This window comes from Streptomyces phaeofaciens (assembly GCF_014648915.1).
GTDB classification, from domain to species: Bacteria; Actinomycetota; Actinomycetes; order Streptomycetales; family Streptomycetaceae; genus Streptomyces; species Streptomyces phaeofaciens.
Genome location: NZ_BMSA01000004.1, coordinates 89,953 through 109,581, shown reverse-complemented (window position 1 = coordinate 109,581; position 19,629 = coordinate 89,953). Strand labels below are relative to the sequence as shown.

The window sequence follows — 19,629 nt, the reverse complement described above, 5'->3', positions numbered from 1 at the left end:
AGCAGCCATGAACGGCACCGTGACGCAGGAATGGACCGTGGTCGTCAACCACGAGGAGCAGTACTCCCTCTGGGAGAGCGACCGGGAGGTCCCGGCCGGCTGGCGGACGGCCGGGCTCAGCGGGACCCGGGAGGAGTGCCTGTCCCACATCGACCAGGTGTGGACCGACATGCGGCCCCTCAGCCTGCGGCTGGCCATGGACGCCGGCCGCTGACCCTCGCACCGCCCCCCACCCGATCCCGGCCGTGCCCGGTGCCCCGCGCACCGGGCACGGCCCCGCCCGGAGAGCCGAGCCCATGAACAGACGTGTGCCGCTGCTGACGCTGGTCGCGGTGTCCGCCCTCTCGTCGCTGGGAACCGCGGCGACCCTGCTCGCCGTCCCCTGGTTCGTCCTGGAGAGCACCGGCAGCGGCATCAGCACCGGAATCGTGGCGGCGGCCGAGACCGTGGGGCTGTTGTGCTCCGCCGTCCTCGCCGGTCCCGCCGTGGACCGGCTGCCCGCCCGGACCGCCGCCGTCGCCGCGGACCTGCTGACCGCCCTCGCGATCACCCTGATTCCCGTCCTGCACCACACGGTCGGCCTGTCCCTGCCCGTCCTGGTCGTCCTGGCGCTGCTCGCCGGCGCCGCCCGCGGACCTTCCGACACGGCCAGGCAGGTGTTGGTCATCGGCGCGATGCGGCGGGCCGGGACACCCGTCGAGCGCGGCACCAGCGCCGTCGAGGGCGCCCGCCGGATCGGCACCATGGCGGGCGCCCCGCTCGCGGGCCTGCTGGTCGCCTCGGTCGGCCCGGTGCGGACGCTGTGCGCGGACGCGGCGGCCCTGTTGCTCTGCGCGATCCTGGTGCTCGTCCTCGTCCCCGCCGAACCCCGGGTGCCCGAGAGCCCCCGCGACTCGGGCGACTCCTACGGCGCCCGGCTCAGGGCCGGATTCGCGACACTGCGCGCCGACCGGCTGATGCGGGCCGTGGTCGGTGTCCTGCTCGTGACCAACGCCCTGGACAGCGGCCTCAACGCGGTTCTCTACCCGGCGTACGGCACCCGGGTGCTGCACAGCAGTTCCCTGCTCGGGGCGATGATGACGGCCATCGGGCTCGGTGCGCTCGTCGGCACCGCCCTGCACGGCTGGCTGGGGCACCGGTGGCCCCGCCGCACCGTCTTCGCCGGCTGCTTCCTGTTGCTCGGCGCCCTGCGCTGCGCCCTGCTCGCCCACCAGGCGTCCACCGGCGTCCTGCTGGCCGGCCTGGTGGTCTCGGGCGTCGGGTCGGGCGTCGTCAACCCACTGATGATGTCCGTGGCCTACGAGCGGGTGCCGGAGGACGTCCGCGGCCGGGTGTTCGGCCTGGTGGTGGCCTGCGCGCTGGCGGCCACTCCGCTCGGCGCCCTCGCCGCCGGACTGATGCTGGACCGGCTGGACCTGACGGCCGCGCTCGTGCTGTTCGGCGGGGTGTATCTGGCGATCGCGCTGGCCCCGCTGGCGTTCGCCGTGTGGCGGGAACTGGACGGGCCCCGGCCGTCCGCTCCGGGGCGGACGGCCGGGGCCCATGGGTGACCCTTCATGACCGGTGCCGGTGTGTGCCACGGGGGCGGCTCCGTCGACGGAGGGCGCCGGCACGGCGCGTCACCAGACCGACGGATGCAGCGCCAGCACCTGGAGCGTGCACGGGGTGTGCACCGAGTCGAGGGTGTAGACGAAGCCGCGCGGCACGTAGAGCGCCTCGCCCACCCGCAGCCGCAGCTCCAGCGCGTGCTCCAGAACGGCCGGTCCCCGCCCCGGGGGCGAGGGCTCGACGCGGCCGCCGCAGCTGCCCTTCACGGGCACCAGCACCAGATCGGTGCGGGCCGGGTTGCCCTCGCTGTGTCCGCCGACCGGCAGCTCCACCGAAGAACTGGTGACCTGCGAACCCAGCAGGGCCCCCAGGGCGGTGGTCAGCTCGGGCATCTCGGTGCCCGCTTCGGCGACCACCGCGTCGATGCCGTCCGGCCATACGAGCGCCGGACTCCTGTCCCGGTGCACCGACAGACACAACGCCAGATCCCTGACGAAGTGGTCCAGCCCGGATTCCGCCCCTGCCGAGGCCGGCTCATAGTCCACGTCCCACTCACGCTCCCCGTCACGCAGGCTCTCCCCGCGTGTCGTGGCCCGGGTCCGGTCGGCCGTCGCGCGTCCGGGCCGCATGCGGCGGATCTGCGTCGGGGCCAGCAGGTACCGGCATGCGACGCGGCTCGCGCGCGGACGAGCAGGTCCCTCGCGCACGGAACACGGATCGGTACGAGCCCGCTGTTCTTCCGTCACATGACCGCAGTGACCGGGGGCACCGTCGGACGGGCCCCTTTCTGCGGAGTTGCAGGAACTTTCGCGCATGGGGAGGTGTTCCGGCAGTCCCGGGTTCACGGTACCGCACGGGCAACCGTGGGTGGCCGTGCGGGCGCCGTCGTGAACCGGGAGCGGGGCGGGACGGTTCAGCCGGGGGACGCGGTGTCCGGGGGCTCGTCTCCGAGGAGTCCCTGACGGGCCGACAGGAAGCCCGCCTGGAAACGGCTCTCGGCACCCAGCGTCTCCATGATGTCCGCGATGTGCTTGCGGGCGGTCCGCAGGGACATGCCGAGCCGGCGCGCGATGGTCTCGTCCTTCATGCCCGCGGCCAGCAGCCGCACGATGGTCCGGTCGATGTCCTTGGCGACGGCCTCCAGGCCGTCGGTCACCGCGTCCGCGAACGGCTCCGCGTGGGTCCAGCTCTGCTCGAACACCTCGCACAGGTAGTGCACCACCGAGGGCTCCCGGATCACCACCGCACCCCAGTTGTCACCCTTGTCCGGAATGAACGCCACCCGCCGGTCGAAGACGATCAGCCGCCCGAACAGCTCGTGCGCGGTCCGGTACTCCGCGCCGAGGCCGGACACCATGGCGACATAGGCCTGGCTGGGCCCGTTGAACCGGGCCGTGTGGTGGTACAGCGTGCGCATCCGCACCCCGCGGGAGAGCAGCGCGGTGTCGCGGGCCAGGGCCTCCTGGAGGGCGGCCGGCACCCGGTTCCCGCCGGGCTGGCTGGTCAGCATCTCCTCGGTGCACTCCGCGGAGGCGCGGTTGAGCGCGGCACGCACCTCCTCCAGGCCGGGTATCACCTCCAGGCCGACGGACACCCGGCTCAGGCTGTCCCGGTAGTGGCCGCGCAGGCTGGCGAACTGGTCGCGGATGCGGTGCAGTTCGGACTGCTGGGCGCGGATCGTCTCCTCCAGGGAGGTGGTCACCACCGCCGCGACGAGGTCCGGGTCCACGGGGCGCAGCCGGGTGGGGTCGTCCGCGTCGGCCTTTAACAGGCCCCGTTGGGTGAGGGCCGTGAGGGCCGCGTCGACCTCGTCCCTGGCCAGCCCCAGCTCCCGGGCGGCGCGGTCCGGATCCAGCCGCTCATTGCCCGCCACCCATTGGTAGAGGGCCACCTCCCGGTCCCCGGGCCACGGGGACGGATCGAACGTCATGCTTTCCTCTGCTTTGAACATTTCGTCCCCTGTTCGTCTTGCTGCGGGGCAGCTTGGTGAGCGCCTCGGCCCATGGTCCGGCCGTCACCGGCACGGAAGTCTTGAAGCACCGGAAGGAGCGAGCACACCGCACCTTCGGATCCGGTCCCAGAAACCGACAGAGGAGTGTTTTCCATGAAGTCCCTGAACTCGGTCGCCGTCACCCTCGCCGCCACCGCCGCCGTCGCTCTCGGCGCCCTCACCGCCGTCGCCCCGCACGCACCCACCGGGACGGTGGCCGCGGCGGAGAGCACCGGGACGGGCGACACGAACGGGGACAGCGGCTGGGGCGGTCGGATCGCCAACGGGTTCGGCACCGTCACCGCGGCGGTGTCCACCACGGGCGTCACCGACGGCGCCGGCGTCTGATCCGGTTCCCGGCCACGGTCGCGGGGACCACCGGCACGGTGCGCGGGCCACGGCGGCGCGGTCACTGTCCGGCAAGCGCCGTCACCACGTCGTCTATCGAACACGCGTCGCACCCTAGCCCGCGCTCCCCGTAGGACGTCGCAGGCGCGAGTGCGCGGGTGACGACGCCGGCGTGAGAACCGCCGCAGAGGCCGTAGGACCCACCGGAGCGGCTCCGCCCCGGCGGAGCGCCCGACCCTCCCCGAGGCGCTCGACCCCCCCATGAAAGGCACGCTCGTGAGCTCGTCCTCCACCGACGTACTCGACCTGCTGAGTTCGCGCGAGATCGAGGTGCTGGGCCACCTCGCAGAAGGCCACACCTACTCCTCCATCGCGCGGAGGATGCATCTGAGCCCGCACACCGTCGACACGTATCTGCGCAGGATCAGGGGAAAGGCGGGAGTCAGCAACCGGGCCCATCTCATGATCCTCGCGCTCCAGGTCACCCGGCTCGACGACGTCCGGCTGAAGGGAACCTGAGGGGACCCAGGAACCCGTTCGCCGGACGGCGGACGGCGGCGGGCGCCGGCGGGGCGTCCCGCCCGTACCCACCGTCGTCCGCCGCCGGATGGTCGGGCCGCCGGCGGTCAGGCCGACGGGCGCAGCCAGACCGCCGTGTCCGGCGGCAGCGCGCCGCCCGGCAGGGAGCCGCTGGCCAGCAGCACCTCGTGACCGACGGGGAGCGGCTCCGGCCGGGACGACAGGTTCACCCGGCAGCCGAGACCGCCGGCCCACCGGAAGGCGAGCACTCCCTCGGGAGCCGCCAGCCACCGGAAGCCGGCCACCGGGTCCTCCGCTCCGGCCGCCGCCGCACGCCGCACGGACAGCGCCGAGCGGTACAGCGACAGCATCGAGCCCGGTGCCGCCCGCTGCGCCTCCGCCGTGAGCCCCGCCCACGCGGCCGGCTGCGGCAGCCAGGTCCGGGCACCGCCGGGCCCGAAGCCGAACGGCGCCGTGCGGCCCGACCAGGGCATCGGCACCCGGCAGCCGTCCCGCCCCGGATCGGCACCGCCCGACCGCAGACGCATCGGGTCCCGCCGGCATTCCTCGGGCAGATCCTCCACCTCGGGCAGGCCGAGCTCCTCCCCCTGGTACACGTACACCGAGCCGGGCAGGGCCAGGGTGAGCAGACAGGCCGCCCGCGCACGCCGGGTGCCGAGCGCGAGGTCGGCGGGCCCCTCGGGTGCACCCCGGCCGAAGTCGAAGGACGTGTCGGCGCGGCCGTACCGCGTGACCGTGCGGGGCACGTCGTGGTTGGCCAGCACCCAGGTCGGCGGCGCGCCCACCGGCCGGTGCGCGGCCAGGGTCGCGTCGACGCAGGCACGCAGCGCCCCGGCCTCCCAGGCGCTGCGCAGCAGACCGAAGCCGAACGCCGTGTGCAGCTCGTCCGGGCGCAGATAGCGGGCGATCCGCGCGGGATCGCGCAGCCACATCTCGCCCACCAGGAGCCGGTCGTCGTCGTAGGAGTCGGCGATCCGGCGCCAGGCGCGGTAGACGTCGTGCACGTCCTCCCGGTCCGAGTACGGGTGCGGCCCCCCGGCCGTCCGGTCGGGCAGGGCGGGATCCTTCGTGAGCAGCGTGGCGGAGTCGACCCGGATGCCGGCCACGCCGCGGTCGAACCAGAAGCGCAGCACCGCCTCGTACTCGGCACGCACCCGGGGGGCGGCCCAGTCCAGGTCCGGCTGCTCGGCCGCGAAGAGATGCAGGTACCACTCGCCCGGAGTGCCGTCGGCCTCCACGACCCGGGTCCAGGCCGGCCCGCCGAACTCGGAGAGCCAGTCGTTGGGCGGCAGCGCCCCGCCCGGACCGCGGCCGGGACGGAAGTGGAACAGGGCGCGCTCCGGGCTCCCGGGCGGTGCGGCGAGCGCGGCCCGGAACCACGGGTGAGCGACGGAGACATGATTGGGCACCACGTCGAGGATCGTCCGCAGCCCGCGCCGCCGCGCCTCGGCGATCAGTTCCTCGGCCTCGCCGAGGGTGCCGAACAGCGGGTCGACACCGCGCGGGTCCGCCACGTCGTACCCGCCGTCCGCCATCGGGGAGGGATACCAGGGGGTGATCCACAGCGCGTCGACGCCCAGCCGCACCAGGTGGTCCAGTCGTCGCCGCAGTCCGGCGATGTCGCCGACACCGTCCCCGTCGCCGTCGGCGAAACTACGCGGATACACCTGGTAGACGACCGCGTCGCGCCACCATCGAGGGCCGCGCCCTGCCGCGGGCCGTCCGCCGGTCACCGGCGGCGCAACCGGACGGTGACCGGCCGGTGGTCGGAGGCCAGCGGCCGGCCGTCGCGCGGCTTCGGCCGTGGGTCCGGCGCATGGTAGGCGACCAGGCTCGGGACGAGCGAGGCGGACAGCAGGAACAGGTCGATCCTGCGCTCCGCCTCGCCCGGCAGGAACTCCCCGTAGGTCGGCGAGCGATCGCCCAGGTGGGCGCCGGCATCGACCAGGAGCGGGTCGTCGGGGTGTCCGAGGAGCGTGGCGAGCGGGGTCCGGTCGGCCAGCCGCCCGCCGGGGAGCAGGAGGTCGTCCCTGCGGTGGCGGGCCGCGCGGGTGACGTCGGGCTCGGGGTCGCCGGGCGGGACGCTGTTGGCGTCCAGGCCGATCACGAGCGGCGGCAGGGCGGGGTCCGCGTGGTGGCGCAGCTGCTCCGCCTCGATCCGCCGCACGGTGGGGCTGTACGGATCGAGGTGGGTGACGAGGAACCGCAGCGGGGTGCTCCAGCCCGGCAGCCGCAGGGTGACCAGCCCGTGGCCGTGCCCGTGGGCCGGTTGCGGGGTGGGGCGCTCCACCGCCACACGCTCCACGTCGGGCTCCCAGAACACGGCCTGGTGACAGCCCGTCCTGGCGGTGAACAGCTCCCCGTCCATGCCGAACGCGGTTTTCGCGTCCTCGAACAGGGCCCGGTCCTCGCGGTGCCAGCCCCAGCCCTCCGTCGTCAGCAGCACCCGCGGCCGCAGGGCGGCGATCAGCGCGCACTGCGCCTTCCACCGCTCGTCGTCGCCCCTGAGGCGCTCGATGCCCGTCTCGTACAGGTTCCAGAACATCAGCAGGTCGGTGCCGTCCGGATCGCCCGGAACGGGGAAGCGTGAGGCGCTCACTTGATGCCGACCAGCAGGGACTCGGGGCCGTCCAGACCCTCCACACGCGTCTCCCGGAAGCCGGTCCTGCGCAGCCACTCCAGGCCTTGGGCGCCGGTGTAGTCGAACCCGCCCGGTACCTCGGCGTGCATGATCAGGCTGAGGATCAGGCCGACCGCGTTGCCGCGGCGCTCGTCGTCGATCAGCGTCTCGTGGATCAGGACGGCTCCCCCCGGAGGCAGCGCGGCGTACGCCTTCTCCAGCAGCAGGAGCTTCTGCGGCTCGCTCCAGTTGTGCAGGACATGGCCCAGGACGACGACATCGGCCCGGGGCAGCTCGTCCTGGAAGAAGTCGCCCGGCCGGAATGCGACACGGTCGGCCACGCCCAGCCGCTCCATGTACGCCTCGAAGCCCGGCCGGGCGGGCGGGAGGTCGAAGCCGACGGCGGTCAGATGCGGGTGCTCGCGCAGTACCCAGCCGGGCAGCGCGCCCTCCGCGCAGCCGACGTCCACGAGGGTGCGGTACCGCTGCCAGGGGAACCGCTCGGCGACGGCCCGCGCCGATCCGATGCTCAGGGCGGTCATGTCCCGCTGGAACGCGCCGGTGGACTCGGGTGTGGTGTACGTGCCGGCGTAGAAGTCCCGCCCGTCCCGGCCGCCGTGGGACGACTTCCCGGTCCGCAGCACGGCGACCAGGTCGTCGGCGAGTCCGAAGCCCCGGGACAGGAAACTCGCGCCGAGGTAGGTGGTGGGTTTGCCGGCGTCCAGATACTCCAGGGTCTCGGGCGTGCCCGCGTACCGGTTCCCGGAGCGGTCCAGCAGGCCCAGCGCCACGAGGGCGTCGAGGAAGTCCGCCGCCGGCCCCGGGTGCAGGCCGGTGCGCGCGCACAGGTCGGCGGCGGGCATCGGTCCGTCGGCGAGCGCCGTGAACACACCCAGTTCCACGGCGCTCAGCAGGGTCCTGGTCTTCCAGTGCGCCCACATCAGGTCGGTGACGGGCTGTGGCGAGATCATGGTGCGGTGTCCCTTGGCTCGGAGATGGAGGGCGGTGGCGGGGCGGGCGGTGCCGCTCAGCGGCGGTCGGCCAGGGCCGCGGGGACGAACCCGGGCGGGGTGAACGAGGCCGTGCACGCGTCGGAGAAGGGCGCCTGGGCGAACAGGCCGACCCGGACCGTCGGGTCGTCCCCGCCGACGAACGTCCTGACGAACCGCCAGTCCTCGTCGGCGTGTTCCCGGTGCAGGACGGCGTGCCGGCGCCCCTCCCGGGTGACCAGCAGCTCGGAGCGGGGACCGGCCAGGGCGGGACCGGTGGCCTCGTCGGACAGGGGACGGCTGACGACCGTGACGATCGCCCACCCGCCCGCGCGGGTGCGCTCCACGCAGACCTTGAACCAGCCCTCGCGGTCGTGGACGACGATGCCCCCGGCGTCCCCGAAGGCCTGTCCCTCCACCGCGACCCGGGTCCACAGCGTGTGGTCGCCGGTCACGGAGCGCCCCCAGGTGCCGACGCCCGACGCCTCGTAGGCGCCGGGCATGCGGAACAGGTCGGTGCCGCGCGGGACCCGCACCCGCAGTTCCCCCGCGTGCGGCAGGGACGCGCTCCCGGGGCCGTCGAAGCTCCACCCCGGGTCGTCGAGGTCCAGGACGCGGGTGCCGGACGGGGCGGCCGGTGTCATGGCGTGGTCATCCCGCCGTTGACGCTGACGGCCTGGCCGGTGACCCGGGGAGCCGAGGCGAGATAGCGGACGAGGCCCGAGATGTCCTCGGGCGTCTGGAACTCCCGCTGCGGGATCATCGCGCGCATCCGCTCCCAGCACTCGTCCTCGGTCTCACCGGGGCGGGCGAACTCCGACAGCAGATAGCGCCACATGTTCGAGCGGACCATGCCGGGACACACGGCGTTGACCCGGATGTTCTCCTTCGCGACCTCCAGGGCGAGCGCGGCGGTGAACCCGACGACCCCGAACTTCGCCGCGCAGTAGTGGGAGACCTTCGCGAATCCGGTGCGCCCCGACACGGAGGAGAAGTTGACGATGGACCCGCCCCCGCCGGCGCGCAGCAGCGGCAGCGCGGCACGCGACGACAGGAACACACCGTCCAGGTTCCCGGACACGACGTACCGGAACTCGGCCAGCTCCATGTGCTCGACCGTGCCGACATGGGTGACGCCGAACGCGTTGACGACCGTGTCGAGCCGGCCCGGACCGTCGGCGATCCCCCGGTAGAGACGGCCGATGGCCTCCTCGTCGGTGGCGTCCGCCTCGGCGGCCGTCACCGACAGCCCCTCCGCCGTCAGCTTCCCGGCCAGCTCCCGCGCCTCGGCGTAGCCGGTGACGGCCGTGGAGCGGTACTGGTTGTACGTCGACGGCAGCCGGTCGGTGTCGGCGACCACCACCTCGGCGCCGCGCCGCGCGAAGTCCTCGGCCACGGTGGCGCCGATGCCCCGGCCGCCGCCGATCACGAGGACCACCCTGCCGGTGAAGTCCCCGTCCGATCCTGCTGTCATGGCTGCTCTCCCGTCGTGGCGGCACCCGCCGGGGCGGGCGCGAGGGTGTAGGTCAGCGGCGGCAGGACGAGGGCGTCCAGCAGCCGGGGGAAGGCCCGGTAGTCGGCGAGATTGCGCTCCGGCGCGGCGGCCAGGGAACGCAGGCCGGGGTCGTCGTGCCCGGTGCGGTCCGCCAGCGTGTCGAGCGCGGTCGTCAGGACACCGTCCCGGCGCCCGAAGAACGCCCGGAAGAGCCGCCCGGCCTCGGCCGCACGCTCCGCCGGGTCGGCTCCGGCACGCGGCGCGACCCGGACCGCGTCGGGCAGCACTGCGTCGTGCGGCACGTCCACGGACGCCGGGGAACCCGCGACGGCCTCCAGGAACGCCTTGTCGGTGTAGGGCGCCTCGTGGCGCACCTCGGCCGGCGCGAAGTCGCGGGTGAGCAGCTTCTCCACCAGGACGTCCTCGTCGACGCGGCCGAGCGGGCCGACCCGGCCCATGTCCAGGACGGCGGTCGTGTCGAGGACGGTGGGCACCAGATTGCGGGCCGGCAGCAGCTCCACCGCCGGGCCGACGTCGGCGGCCAGCACCGGCACGCCGTGAGCGAGGGCCTCGACGACCACCCGGCCCAGCGTCTCCCGCGACGCCGTACTGGGGAACAGCAGCACGTCGACGGCGTCGAAGAACTCCCCGAGGCGCTCCTGGGACCAGATGCCCGCGACCCGGACCGAGCCCGAGGGCACCCCGCGGCTCAGGAGCGCCGCCCGCACCGCGTCGGCCTCCCACCGAGGATCGTTGGGCTTGCCCGCGCACAGCAGCTCCGCCCGCCCGCCGCTCTCCCGGTACAGGCGCGCGAAGACCGACAGCACCTGGTCCACGTTCTTGGCCAGCGACAGCGCGCCGAGATGACCGACGCGCAGCGGCCGCCCCGCGGGCGGAACGGGCCGGGCGCGGTGCCGGGGCAGCCGGTCGAGCATCGGGTACGCGACGGCCGCCCCGGCCGCGGCGGTGGCCGGGAAATGCCGCAGGAACAGCCGGCGCGTGTACGCCGTCGGGAAAAGCGCCAGGTCCCCCGGACGCAGGAAGGGCGCGCACAGCTCCTCCTGGGCCCAGTAGCCGGACCAGAGCGCGGTGTGCACCTCACGGACGATCCGGAAGTCGCCGCCCGTCCGCTCCCGCCAGAGGTGGTACAGGAAGGCGTACGGCCCCGAACCCGCGTACACGGTCTCGCCCGCGCGGACCCCGGTGAGCCGGCCCGCGGCGGCCGTCAGGTCGTGTGCGGCGAGCGGGTGATGGCGGGCCAGCAGGGCGGACGCCTCGCGGTGCATCAGGACCGCGCCGTCGACGATGCCCCGGGTGTCCGGCGCGCGGTAGTCATGCGTGTGCAGGCGCACGCCCGGCCTCCCTGCTCTCCAGCAGCCGCGCCAGGCGCTCCCGCAGCATGTCCGGGGCCATGCCGTGCAGCGGCAGCTGACGGGCGTGCACCTGCCGGGCGATGTCCCGCCGTACTCCGTGGACCTCCACCGGGAGCAGATGCCGGGACCGCAGGCCCTCGCCGAACCCGCCCCGGGCGCCGTTGTACTCGACGCTCAGCAGACGGCGGCAGCCCCGCAGCACGGCCAGGTCGGCCGGGGCGAGACGCGGGGTGAGCGACGCGCAGTGCAGATGCGGCACACCGAGGTCCCGGTTGGCCTCGTCCACCAGGACGCCCGCGTATCCGAAGGTCACCACGGCCACGTCGGCGGGGTCCGGGCCCGGCGGGGTGAGCCAGACCCCGCCGTCGATGTCCGCGGAGCAGTCCTCTCCCGGGGGGTCGAACACGGCGTCGACCATGCTGACGACATGGGCGGTGGCTGGGTCCCGGCCCAGCCGGGCCAGGCACGCGGCGAACTCCGCCGGGGTGACCGGCTCGTAGACCCTGGTGTGCAGCAGCAGACCGAGCAGGTTCGTGGCGTTGTGGGCCCCGCCCCAGGCGCCCCAGCTGCGGCCCGCGAGGACCAGCAGATTGCGCACGCTCGTGGTGGCCTCGGTGAGCATGCTCAGCGAGTCCATGTAGTACATGGCGTCGGTGGCCACCACCTTCAGGGTGTCCTCCGGCAGGGACAGCGTCATACCGACCGTCAGCGTCTCGGCCAGGCCCGTGTTGGTGTACGGCACCTGGCCGCGCAGACCGAAGCGCGCGGCCAGATCGGGCGTGAACACCGCCATCTCGCGTCCCGTGCGCTCCTGGTGACGGGCGAGCATCCGGCCGGCCGTGGCCGCGAACGACGGCCGGGCAGGGCCCCGTGCCGTCCCGTCCGCCGGCCGGAAACTGTGCTCCCCCTTGCTGGTCCGGCACACCAGCACCGACGGACCGGGGAGGGTCAGCAGCGCCCCCAGAGCGGCCTGCACCGCCCACTCGTCGCGGCCGTCGGCCTCCATCAGCCGGCCCAGGTAGGCCGCGAGATAGCCGGTGTTGACCGGCTTCGCCAGCGGTTCGATGCCCTTGGCGTTGGCATCGACGACGAGCACGAGATTGGTCAGGCCCACGTCGTGCGCGAACCGCAGCGCCTCGAAGGCCACCCCCTCGTGCAGCTCGCCGTCCCCCGCCAGGCACACCACCTTCCGGTCCGTGCCACGCCGGGCCAGCTCCCAGGCCAGACCGACCGCCTGCGCGACACCGACACCGAGGCTGTAGCGCATGGTGTTGCGGAAGCCGAGTTCGCGGTCGACGACCCCGGGCAGCCCGCCCTGGTGCAGGGTGGCCAGCGGGGTGAAGGGCAGGGTGCCGCGCACATAGTGCTCGGCGTGGAACGCGGGGGCGATGTGCCCGCGGCCGACGATGAGTTCGGCCGGCCCGGCCCCGCTCTGCGCGCCGTCGGCGACGAGGCCCAGGGCGAAGCAGGCGCGCACCAGCGGGAGCGAGGACAGATTGCTCTGAAGGTTTCCCGAACCCGCGATCTCGTGCATGCGCAGCAGGACGTCCGCGCTGTCGGTGTACAGCCGCTCGGGGACCTCGGCGGCGAGCCCGCGCAGACGCTCGAAAAGGGAACCCGCCGGCCGGCCGTCACGGAGGGCACCGGGCCCCGCGGACCGCTCCAGACGGGCCAACTCGCGCAGCACGACGGCGCTCTCGGCGGGCGTGAGGCGGGGCAGCGCGGCACGCGCCGGTCCGGCGAAGCGGTCGTACAGCGCGTTCACCGCCCGCCCCCGCAGACCTCGTCCAGGGCGTCGCCGAGGATCTCCAGGATCTGGTCGGCCTCGCCCGGCGTGGTCACGAAGGCGGGCGCCAGGACCACCCAGTCGTCCTGTCCGCGCAGAATCAGTCCCCGGCGCAGGCAGGCGGCGGCCAGCCGCTCCCCGGCGCCCGTGTCGCCGCCGGCGAGCTTCACCCCGTAGAGCAGCCCGAGGGCGCGCACCGTGCCGCGTCCGCCGACGACGGCGCGCAGCCGCGGTTCGACGTGCGCGGCCAGTGTGCCGACGCGGCCGGTGTAGCCGTCCTCGCGGAACAGCGTCACGGCGGCCAGTCCCGCGGCGGCCGCGATCGGGTTGGCGGCGTAGGTGTGCGACGGCGCGAAGGACACCGGCCCGCCGGACTCGCCGAGCACGGCGGCGACGTGCTCGGCCATCAGGACGGCGGCCAGCGGGGCGAATCCGCCGGAGATGCCCTTGCCCACGCACAGGATGTCCGGGGTGACCCCGAAGGTCTGGGCCGCGAAGGGCTGTCCGGTGCGGCCGAAGCCGGTGACGATCTCGTCGAAGACCAGCAGCACACCGTGCCGGTCGCAGACTTCCCGCACCCGGGCCAGGTAGTCCGCCGGAGGGACGGCCATGCCGCGCAGGTGGATCACGGGTTCCATGACGATCGCGGCGACCGACTCCGGGCCCTCCGCCTCGATGGTCCGCTCGATCATCGCGGCGGCCAGCGCACCGGACGACTCCTGGGGCACGTCCCAGAAGGACTCCAGGCAGTCCGGCGGCCACACGTGGACGATGCCGGGCAGGCCCGGTCCGAACCGGCTGACGTCCGGCCGTCCGGTCAGCGACAGCGATCCGAAGGTGGCCCCGTGGTAGCCGTGGTAGTAGCTGAGGACCTTCACCCGGTCGGGGTTGCCATGGGCGCGGTGGTACAGCCGGGCCAGCCGGAGGGCGGCTTCCACGCTCTCGGAGCCACCGTTGACGAGCTTGGCCGCCGTGATGCCGTCGGGCGCGAGATCGACGAGCCCCCGGGCGAGTTCGAGGGCGGCGTGGTTGGTGCCGTGCAGGGGCGGGTTGAAGGGAAGCGTGCGCAACTGGGCGGTCACGGCCTCGGCGATGGGTTCGCAGTCGTAGCCGAAGCAGGTGACGAACACACCGGACAGGGCGTCCAGGAAGGTGCGGCCGGCCGCGTCGGCGAGCCGGATTCCCTTGCCGGACGTGAACAGGAGGGACTCGTCGGTGTGCGGTACCTCGAAGCAGTACGCGGACAGGTCCTGCGGCCAGACGGACAGGGGTGCCAGGTCGACGGTGGTCATGGGGCAGCTCCTCAGGGGGCGGGGTCGGTGCGGACGGACGGTTCGGGAGGGCGGGGCGGGTGCGACGGCGGGACCGGGGGCCTGCTCAGCGGCCGTCCGCGCCGGTCAGCAGCCCGTGGACGGCGAGCCTGCGTCTGGGGGAGAGCAGCGCGAAGTAGTCGAGCCACTGCGGGAGGAGGATGTCCCGGTCGAGGATGTCCTTGGCGATGTCGACGATCACCGGCAGCGAGTAGGCCATCAGCACCGGCATCAGCCGTGTCGCGTCACCGGCACCGATCAGCCCCCGTCGCCGGCCCTCGGACAGGAACGCCGCCAGGGCCCGGCGGGCCCCCTCGCGATCGTCGCCGCAGGCGTGCGCCACCGTGTCGGCGAGCCAGGCCAGGTCGAGGAGACGGTCGCCGACGTGGAGGTTGTCGAAGTCCAGCACGGCCACGACCCGGTCCGGTTCCCGCGCCAGCAGAAAGTGCTGAAGGTGCAGATCGCCGTGGACGACCCCGGTACGGGCCGCGGACCGGGCGGTCCCGCTGTCCGCCTCGCGCCGCAACAGCGGCGCGGCGGCGCACAGTTCACGCAGCACCTCGGCGGCGGCGCGGTGCCAGGGGCCGGTCCCGCGCTCCGCCTTCGGCAGCAGCCGCCGCTCGGCGTCGTCGAGGGCGGCCGGCCAGTGCTCCTCCTCGACCAGCCGGGGCAGGGGTACGGCGGCCAGCTCCCGCGCGACGGCGGGCGGCAGCCCGTCCAGCGCCTCGCGCAGGTCCAGGCCCGTCCGCACGACGGCGGCGACCTGGTCCGGCTCGCCGGTGGACACGGTGCCGGCGCTGAGCGGGCTCAGTTCGCAGACCAGCCCGTCGACACGGACGCCGGGACGTCCGTCCGCGGCCGGCACCAGCGGCAGGGCCGGGACGCCCCGACGACGGCAGTGGGTGATGATCCGGTCCTTGAGCGCGGCGAACCCGTCGACGCGCACGGCCTCGGGGTTGAGCTGCACCTTGAGCACGTGCCCGGCCCCGGGACCCGACACGTTCCACAGGCCCGCCGTGTGGGTCAGGGGCCGGGCGCCGGCCACGGTGAGCGGCCGCAGCGCGCACTCCTCCCAGGACGGCCCGGACCAGTGGGCGCTCAGGACGCGGCGTACCCATTCCTCGGTTCCTGCGGGGACGGCGACGGTCATCGAAGGCCTCCCTACGGCTGCTCGACGTCGTAGAACCGCTCGCCGTCGAGGTAGCGGACGGTGGCGAGGTCACGGAGCACGACGTCGGGCACCTCGTGTCGCAGCTCCACCAGCAGCGGGTAGGTGAGGTCGTCGACGGTCCGCCGGATCCGGCCGCCGGGCTGCACGAACGTCCGCAGCCCGTGGTAGCTCTCCAGGCGCTTCAGCTCCTCCAGCCCCCGGTACGCCCGCAGGGTGCCCTCGACCGGCGAGATCATGGGCGCGCCGGCGATGAACTCCCGCACCTGGTACCGCTCCTGATGACGTGCCAGGAACCGCTCGGGGTCGGTGTAGGCGTCGACCGTCCAGTTCAGCTGGGACTCACCGGTGCCCATGCGCGCGTAGTGGTCCGTCCAGCCGCCGCCCATCCGCGCGCCGACCTCGATCAGACACGGTCCGGACGGAGTCAGCTTGACGTCGAGATGGGCGGGACCGTGGCGGATGCCCATCGCGTCCAGCACCTGCTCGCAGTAGGCGAACACCGTGTCGACCCGCTCGCCCCGGTGGGGGAGCAGGACCAGGCCGTCGCAGAGGTCGAGGACGCCGTTCGCGGTGATCTGGGTGGCGGTCCAGATGTCGCACAGATGGTGCCGGCCGTTCCTGCTGACCGTGTTGACCGAGTACTCGGTGCCGACCAGGTACTCCTGCGCCACGACCGCCTCGTTGCGCACCGAGAAGATGTTCTCCGTGCCGATCAGGGACCGGTAGGCACGTACCGCCTGCTCGGGGGTGTCGCAGTAGTGGACGCCCTGGCTGCCGGCGCTGCTGAGCGGCTTGATCACGACCCGGCCGCCCAGCTCCCGGTGCCAGGAGGCCAGTTCGTCGGCGTCCGTGACGAGCAGTTGCCGGGCGCCGCGCAGCCCCGCCGCCTTGACCGTCTCGATCATCCGGTACTTGTCGCGCCGCGCGGGGCTGAACGCCGTCCCGTTCGTCAGCAGCCCCATCCGCTCGCTCAGCAGATCCGCGAAGGGGACGCCGAACTCGCTGTCCGGCACCACCGCGACCGGCTCGTGGCGGGAGAGCAGTCCGATCGTCCGGTCGAGGTCGCCGTCGTGCACGATCTCGTCCACGAAACCGGTGGGCACCACGGACTCGTACATCTTCGGACGGACGGGCGTGCTCTGGACGTAGACGCACCCGTATCCGGCCCTGCCGAACTCGGAGACGAGAGTGCCGGTGGGACCGGCGGGGCTCGGATCGACGATCGCGACTCGGCCTTTCAGCATGTTTGCTCATCCTCACTGGAGTTCATGGTGCGGGGAGACCGGGCACCGGGCCGTGCGCTGCCGGCGGCCGTACGCCGGCCGGCTCCTGTGCCGTCAGCAGGCTCCGGGCCTCGAAGAGGTCGGTCACCACGTGGTCGGCGCACGGGTGGGGGAGATGGCGGGTGAGAGCGGTGGGGACCGCGACGACCGTGCATCCGGCCGCCCGCGCGGCCGCCGTACCGGTCCGCGAGTCCTCCACGGCGACGCACCGGCGCGCCGGCACCCCCAGCCGGGCGGCCGCCCGCAGATAGGCCATCGGGTCGGGCTTGCGCCGGGTGACGTCGTCGCCCGACACGACCACCGCGAAGCGGTCCGCCAGACCGAAGTGCCCGAGCCAGCGCTCGACCCACTCCCGCCCCGACGAGGACGCGACGGCCAGAGGTGTCCCTGCCGCCCGCAGGCCGTCGAGCAGGGCGAGCGCGCCGGGCATCAGGACGACATGGCCGGGGGTGAAGAACCGTTCCCAGTGGACGCGGAGCCGGTCGTACAGCTCCGCGTCGGTGTGATCGGTCCCGGCCCGCTCCCTGAGCGCCGCGAACAGCGCCGGATACCCTTCGGCGTTGCCGCAGACGTGCTCGGCCCAGAACCTCGGGACGAACGCGGCGCCGCATTCCTCGAAGAGCGCCGTGCAGGCCAGGAAGTCCGGCCGCACCGAATCGATGAGGGTTCCGTCGAGGTCGAACACCACGGCGTCGAACGACGGGACGGGTACCGCGCGTCTCATGACGCCCGCTCGGCGTCCTGGTCGACCAGCCGCACCACACGAGCGGGGTTGCCCACGGCGACGGCGTTCGCCGGCAGATCCCCGGTGACCACACTGCCGGCCCCGACGACGGCACCCGCGCCGATCGTGACCCCGGGAAGGACGATCACCCCGCCGCCGAGCCACGCGCCGTCCTCGATCCGGATCGGCCTCGCGCTCTCCCAGGCCCCGTGCCGCAGCGCGGCGCCGTGCGGATGGTTGGCGGTGTACAGCTGGCAGCGCGGGCCCATCCGGACGTCGGCACCGATGACGATCGGCGCACAGTCGAGCAGGACCGCGTCGAAATTGATCCGGGAACGTGCGCCGATCTCGATGAAGAACCCGAATTCGCAGAGGAATCGTGGCACCACCCGGACATCCGCCCCCACGGCTCCCAGCAGTTCGGGCAGGATCGCGTTCCTGGCCGGCTGATCGCCCAGCGCGGTGGCGTTGAAGCGGTCCAGCAGGGTTTCGCACCGTTTGCGATACGGCCGCAGCGACGGTTCGCTGGCCAGATACGGTTCGCCGTTCGCCATCCGGCGTCTGAGTTCGTCGAATTCCACCGTGCGACCTCTGACTCTTCTCGGAATGGCCGGGGGCCGAATGCGCATCGGCCCCCGGCTGGCCGTTCGTGGTGCGTCAGCGCTGGTAGTGAACCTTGATGGTGCGGGCGGAAACCGGCTTGGCGGCGAGCTCGATCTTCTTCATGGGATGTCTCCTTCGGGTGTGGTGAATTCAGCGTGGTGAATTCGGTGAGTGAGCCCGTTCGGCTCGCCACCAAGTAGAGCCGGGAGCCGGGTACCTCGGCATCGGTCGCCCGACCGGTCCTGACCCTGTCGTCCCCCGGTGTGATGACGGACGGTCGGACGGTTCGCGACAACAGGGCCGTTCACCTGCGTCTTTGCAACCCGCACCGGTCGGTGCGGGTCCCGGGTCGGGTCTCGGTGCGGGGGTGCCGGCCGACGCGGGACGACGTACGGACGTCCGGCGGGCCCTTCCTCGAAGCGGGGTGGCGGGCCGTTCTCCGGCCGACGCGCCGTTCGTGCGTCGAACGACCGGGAGAACGGTCCGGGCAGGACCAGTCGGGCGACCGATGCCCAAGCCCTCTTCTTCCGGCTCTACTTGGTGGCGAGCCAGAACGGCTCACCCATCGAGAGGAGCACACCATGAAGAAGATCGAGCTCGCCGCCAAGCCGGTTTCCGCCCGCACCATCAAGGTCCACTACCAGCGCTGACGCACCACGAACGGCCAGCCGGGGGCCGATGCGCAATCGGCCCCCGGCCATTCCGAGGAGAATTCATGCTGCTGCGGCGCGCGCACAATCTCGTCTGCTACTGGCTCGACGGTTCCTTCGTCATCCAGAACCATCTCACCGGCACCCAGCTCTCGCTCGCGACGAACGCGGCCGAGATCCTCGCCGCGTTCACCGACTGGACGTCCGAGGACGACGCCGTATCGGCCTTTCCGGACTACGACCCGGAATCCTGCCGCGCGGCCGTGCGACAACTGCACTCCTACGGCTTCCTCGTCGCCCCCGACGAGAGCGAACGCGACGAGCGGCTGGCCGAGCATTGGCAGACCTGGTCGCCGGAGGCGGCCGCCCTGCACTTCTCCAGCAAGCACGCCGACTACACCGAATCGCCGGAGATCAACGAGGAGTTCCGCGCCGGCAAGCGCTCGGCGCTCTTCAAGAACTACCCGGACGCGGACAGGATCCTTCTGCCTCGCGTCCCGCCCGACACGGACGCGTCCTTCGTCCGGACGCTGTACGGCCGCCGCACCCACCGCGGCTTCCGGCAGACCCCGCTGCCCCTGTCACGGCTCTCCCAGCTGCTCGCGATGGTGTTCGGTCCGAGCGAGTTCCTCGACGGCCAGGACTTCGGCGCCCTGATGAAACGGACCAGCGCGGCCGGCGGGGCACGCCAGGAACTCGAGGCGTACGTCGCGGTGTCCGCCGCCGAGGGGGTCGCCCCGGGGCTCTACCACTACAACGTCCTGGAGCATTCCCTGGAACTCCTGGACGCGGACTTCTCCCGCGCCCGTGCGGCACACCTCTGCTACGACCAGGCGGCGATCGGCGAGGCGGCCGTGACCGTGTTCGTGACCGGCGTGGTCGAACGGATGAGCAGCAAGTACCGCGCGCCCCGCGCCTACCGGGTCATGCTCACGAACGCGGGCCACCTCGGCCAGACCTTCGCCCTCACCGCCACCGCGCTCGGGATGGGTCCCTTCCAGACCCTGGCCTTCCGGGACGAGGAGCTGGAGGACGCCCTCGGAGTGGACGGCATCACCGAGACCGCCCTCTACGTGCTCGCCGCCGGCATCCCCGAGGAGCGGCCGCGGGACGATCACGGCGCGGGCCTGGACGCGTTCCGCCGGGCCGAGCTGTACGGCCCCTGAGAGCACGGCCGAGAAGACCGAAGCACGGTGCAC

At 73.2% G+C, this 19,629-nt stretch carries 19 protein-coding genes; 5 read left to right on the top strand and 14 right to left on the bottom strand.

The annotated features are described in order from the left end of the window. The first annotated feature begins 7 nt into the window (after positions 1–7). Both IE275_RS10280 and IE275_RS10275 read left to right on the top strand, forming a co-directional pair. Positions 8–214: an MbtH family protein gene (locus IE275_RS10280; protein ID WP_189710037.1), complete on the top strand. Its 207-nt coding sequence runs from the start codon at positions 8–10 to the stop codon at positions 212–214. An 82-nt stretch (positions 215–296) separates the two neighbouring features. Further along, complete coding sequence (locus IE275_RS10275) at positions 297–1,550, top strand: MFS transporter (protein WP_189710035.1); 1,254 nt, start codon at positions 297–299, stop codon at positions 1,548–1,550. Between the two features lie 69 nt (positions 1,551–1,619). Here the strand turns inward: IE275_RS10275 and IE275_RS10270 are convergent, their stop codons facing one another. After that, a complete protein-coding gene (locus IE275_RS10270; RefSeq protein WP_189710033.1) occupies positions 1,620–2,093 on the bottom strand; it encodes a hypothetical protein in 474 nt (157 codons plus the stop codon). Between the two features lie 368 nt (positions 2,094–2,461). Then, positions 2,462–3,478: a helix-turn-helix transcriptional regulator gene (locus tag IE275_RS10265; protein ID WP_229870184.1), complete on the bottom strand. Its 1,017-nt coding sequence runs from the start codon at positions 3,476–3,478 to the stop codon at positions 2,462–2,464. A gap of 174 nt (positions 3,479–3,652) precedes the next feature. Here IE275_RS10265 and IE275_RS10260 point away from each other — a divergent pair, with 174 nt between their 5' ends. Next, positions 3,653–3,886 carry a hypothetical protein gene (locus IE275_RS10260; RefSeq protein WP_189710029.1) on the top strand — a complete coding sequence of 78 codons (234 nt, stop codon included), beginning with the start codon at positions 3,653–3,655 and terminating at the stop codon, positions 3,884–3,886. A gap of 276 nt (positions 3,887–4,162) precedes the next feature. Beyond that, positions 4,163–4,405 (top strand): response regulator transcription factor, encoded by a 243-nt coding sequence (locus tag IE275_RS10255; RefSeq protein WP_229870183.1) that lies wholly within the window; start codon positions 4,163–4,165, stop codon positions 4,403–4,405. A 107-nt stretch (positions 4,406–4,512) separates the two neighbouring features. Here IE275_RS10255 and IE275_RS10250 read toward each other — a convergent pair whose 3' ends face one another. The 12 genes from IE275_RS10250 to IE275_RS10195 form a co-directional block, all read right to left on the bottom strand. Continuing rightward, positions 4,513–6,093, bottom strand: coding sequence for a glycoside hydrolase family 13 protein (locus tag IE275_RS10250; RefSeq protein WP_229870182.1), 1,581 nt, complete (start codon positions 6,091–6,093; stop codon positions 4,513–4,515). A gap of 62 nt (positions 6,094–6,155) precedes the next feature. Next, on the bottom strand, positions 6,156–7,025 hold the full coding sequence (locus IE275_RS10245; RefSeq protein WP_229870181.1) for an endonuclease/exonuclease/phosphatase family protein: 870 nt from the start codon (positions 7,023–7,025) through the stop codon (positions 6,156–6,158). Next, complete coding sequence (locus IE275_RS10240; protein WP_189710023.1) at positions 7,022–8,017, bottom strand: methyltransferase; 996 nt, start codon at positions 8,015–8,017, stop codon at positions 7,022–7,024. Before IE275_RS10240 ends, IE275_RS10245 begins: the two co-directional genes overlap by 4 nt. 56 nt (positions 8,018–8,073) lie before the next feature. Then, entirely contained in the window at positions 8,074–8,679 is a 606-nt protein-coding gene (locus IE275_RS10235) for a DUF1349 domain-containing protein (RefSeq protein ID WP_189710021.1), read from the bottom strand. Next, on the bottom strand, positions 8,676–9,509 hold the full coding sequence (locus tag IE275_RS10230; protein WP_189710019.1) for an SDR family NAD(P)-dependent oxidoreductase: 834 nt from the start codon (positions 9,507–9,509) through the stop codon (positions 8,676–8,678). Before IE275_RS10230 ends, IE275_RS10235 begins: the two co-directional genes overlap by 4 nt. Continuing rightward, positions 9,506–10,882, bottom strand: coding sequence for a glycosyltransferase (locus IE275_RS10225; RefSeq protein ID WP_229870180.1), 1,377 nt, complete (start codon positions 10,880–10,882; stop codon positions 9,506–9,508). Before IE275_RS10225 ends, IE275_RS10230 begins: the two co-directional genes overlap by 4 nt. Continuing rightward, entirely contained in the window at positions 10,863–12,668 is a 1,806-nt protein-coding gene (locus IE275_RS10220) for a 1-deoxy-D-xylulose-5-phosphate synthase N-terminal domain-containing protein (RefSeq protein ID WP_189710017.1), read from the bottom strand. The genes IE275_RS10225 and IE275_RS10220 overlap by 20 nt, the downstream gene beginning before the upstream one ends. After that, complete coding sequence (locus IE275_RS10215; RefSeq protein ID WP_189710015.1) at positions 12,665–13,981, bottom strand: aminotransferase family protein; 1,317 nt, start codon at positions 13,979–13,981, stop codon at positions 12,665–12,667. The genes IE275_RS10220 and IE275_RS10215 overlap by 4 nt, the downstream gene beginning before the upstream one ends. Positions 13,982–14,066: 85 nt before the next feature. Further along, positions 14,067–15,149 carry a phosphotransferase gene (locus tag IE275_RS10210; protein WP_189710012.1) on the bottom strand — a complete coding sequence of 361 codons (1,083 nt, stop codon included), beginning with the start codon at positions 15,147–15,149 and terminating at the stop codon, positions 14,067–14,069. Between the two features lie 11 nt (positions 15,150–15,160). Then, complete coding sequence (locus IE275_RS10205; RefSeq protein ID WP_189710010.1) at positions 15,161–16,414, bottom strand: ATP-grasp domain-containing protein; 1,254 nt, start codon at positions 16,412–16,414, stop codon at positions 15,161–15,163. Between the two features lie 22 nt (positions 16,415–16,436). Then, positions 16,437–17,177: an HAD family hydrolase gene (locus IE275_RS10200; protein WP_189710008.1), complete on the bottom strand. Its 741-nt coding sequence runs from the start codon at positions 17,175–17,177 to the stop codon at positions 16,437–16,439. Continuing rightward, positions 17,174–17,731 (bottom strand): sugar O-acetyltransferase, encoded by a 558-nt coding sequence (locus IE275_RS10195; RefSeq protein ID WP_189710490.1) that lies wholly within the window; start codon positions 17,729–17,731, stop codon positions 17,174–17,176. The genes IE275_RS10200 and IE275_RS10195 overlap by 4 nt, the downstream gene beginning before the upstream one ends. Positions 17,732–18,495: 764 nt before the next feature. Between IE275_RS10195 and IE275_RS10190 the strand changes: the two genes are divergently transcribed. Next, on the top strand, positions 18,496–19,596 hold the full coding sequence (locus IE275_RS10190; RefSeq protein ID WP_189710006.1) for a SagB/ThcOx family dehydrogenase: 1,101 nt from the start codon (positions 18,496–18,498) through the stop codon (positions 19,594–19,596). The last annotated feature ends 33 nt before the right edge of the window (positions 19,597–19,629 follow it).

Coding starts and splice junctions, on each gene's coding strand:
- IE275_RS10230 (WP_189710019.1), bottom strand. CDS start 9,509: ATGACAGCAGGATCGGACGGGGACTTCACCGGCAGGGTGGTCCTCGTG.
- IE275_RS10190 (WP_189710006.1), top strand. CDS start 18,496: ATGCTGCTGCGGCGCGCGCACAATCTCGTCTGCTACTGGCTCGACGGT.
- IE275_RS10200 (WP_189710008.1), bottom strand. CDS start 17,177: ATGAGACGCGCGGTACCCGTCCCGTCGTTCGACGCCGTGGTGTTCGAC.
- IE275_RS10280 (WP_189710037.1), top strand. CDS start 8: ATGAACGGCACCGTGACGCAGGAATGGACCGTGGTCGTCAACCACGAG.
- IE275_RS10205 (WP_189710010.1), bottom strand. CDS start 16,414: ATGCTGAAAGGCCGAGTCGCGATCGTCGATCCGAGCCCCGCCGGTCCC.
- IE275_RS10260 (WP_189710029.1), top strand. CDS start 3,653: ATGAAGTCCCTGAACTCGGTCGCCGTCACCCTCGCCGCCACCGCCGCC.
- IE275_RS10235 (WP_189710021.1), bottom strand. CDS start 8,679: ATGACACCGGCCGCCCCGTCCGGCACCCGCGTCCTGGACCTCGACGAC.
- IE275_RS10240 (WP_189710023.1), bottom strand. CDS start 8,017: ATGATCTCGCCACAGCCCGTCACCGACCTGATGTGGGCGCACTGGAAG.
- IE275_RS10265 (WP_229870184.1), bottom strand. CDS start 3,478: ATGACGTTCGATCCGTCCCCGTGGCCCGGGGACCGGGAGGTGGCCCTC.
- IE275_RS10275 (WP_189710035.1), top strand. CDS start 297: ATGAACAGACGTGTGCCGCTGCTGACGCTGGTCGCGGTGTCCGCCCTC.
- IE275_RS10195 (WP_189710490.1), bottom strand. CDS start 17,731: ATGGCGAACGGCGAACCGTATCTGGCCAGCGAACCGTCGCTGCGGCCG.
- IE275_RS10210 (WP_189710012.1), bottom strand. CDS start 15,149: ATGACCGTCGCCGTCCCCGCAGGAACCGAGGAATGGGTACGCCGCGTC.
- IE275_RS10215 (WP_189710015.1), bottom strand. CDS start 13,981: ATGACCACCGTCGACCTGGCACCCCTGTCCGTCTGGCCGCAGGACCTG.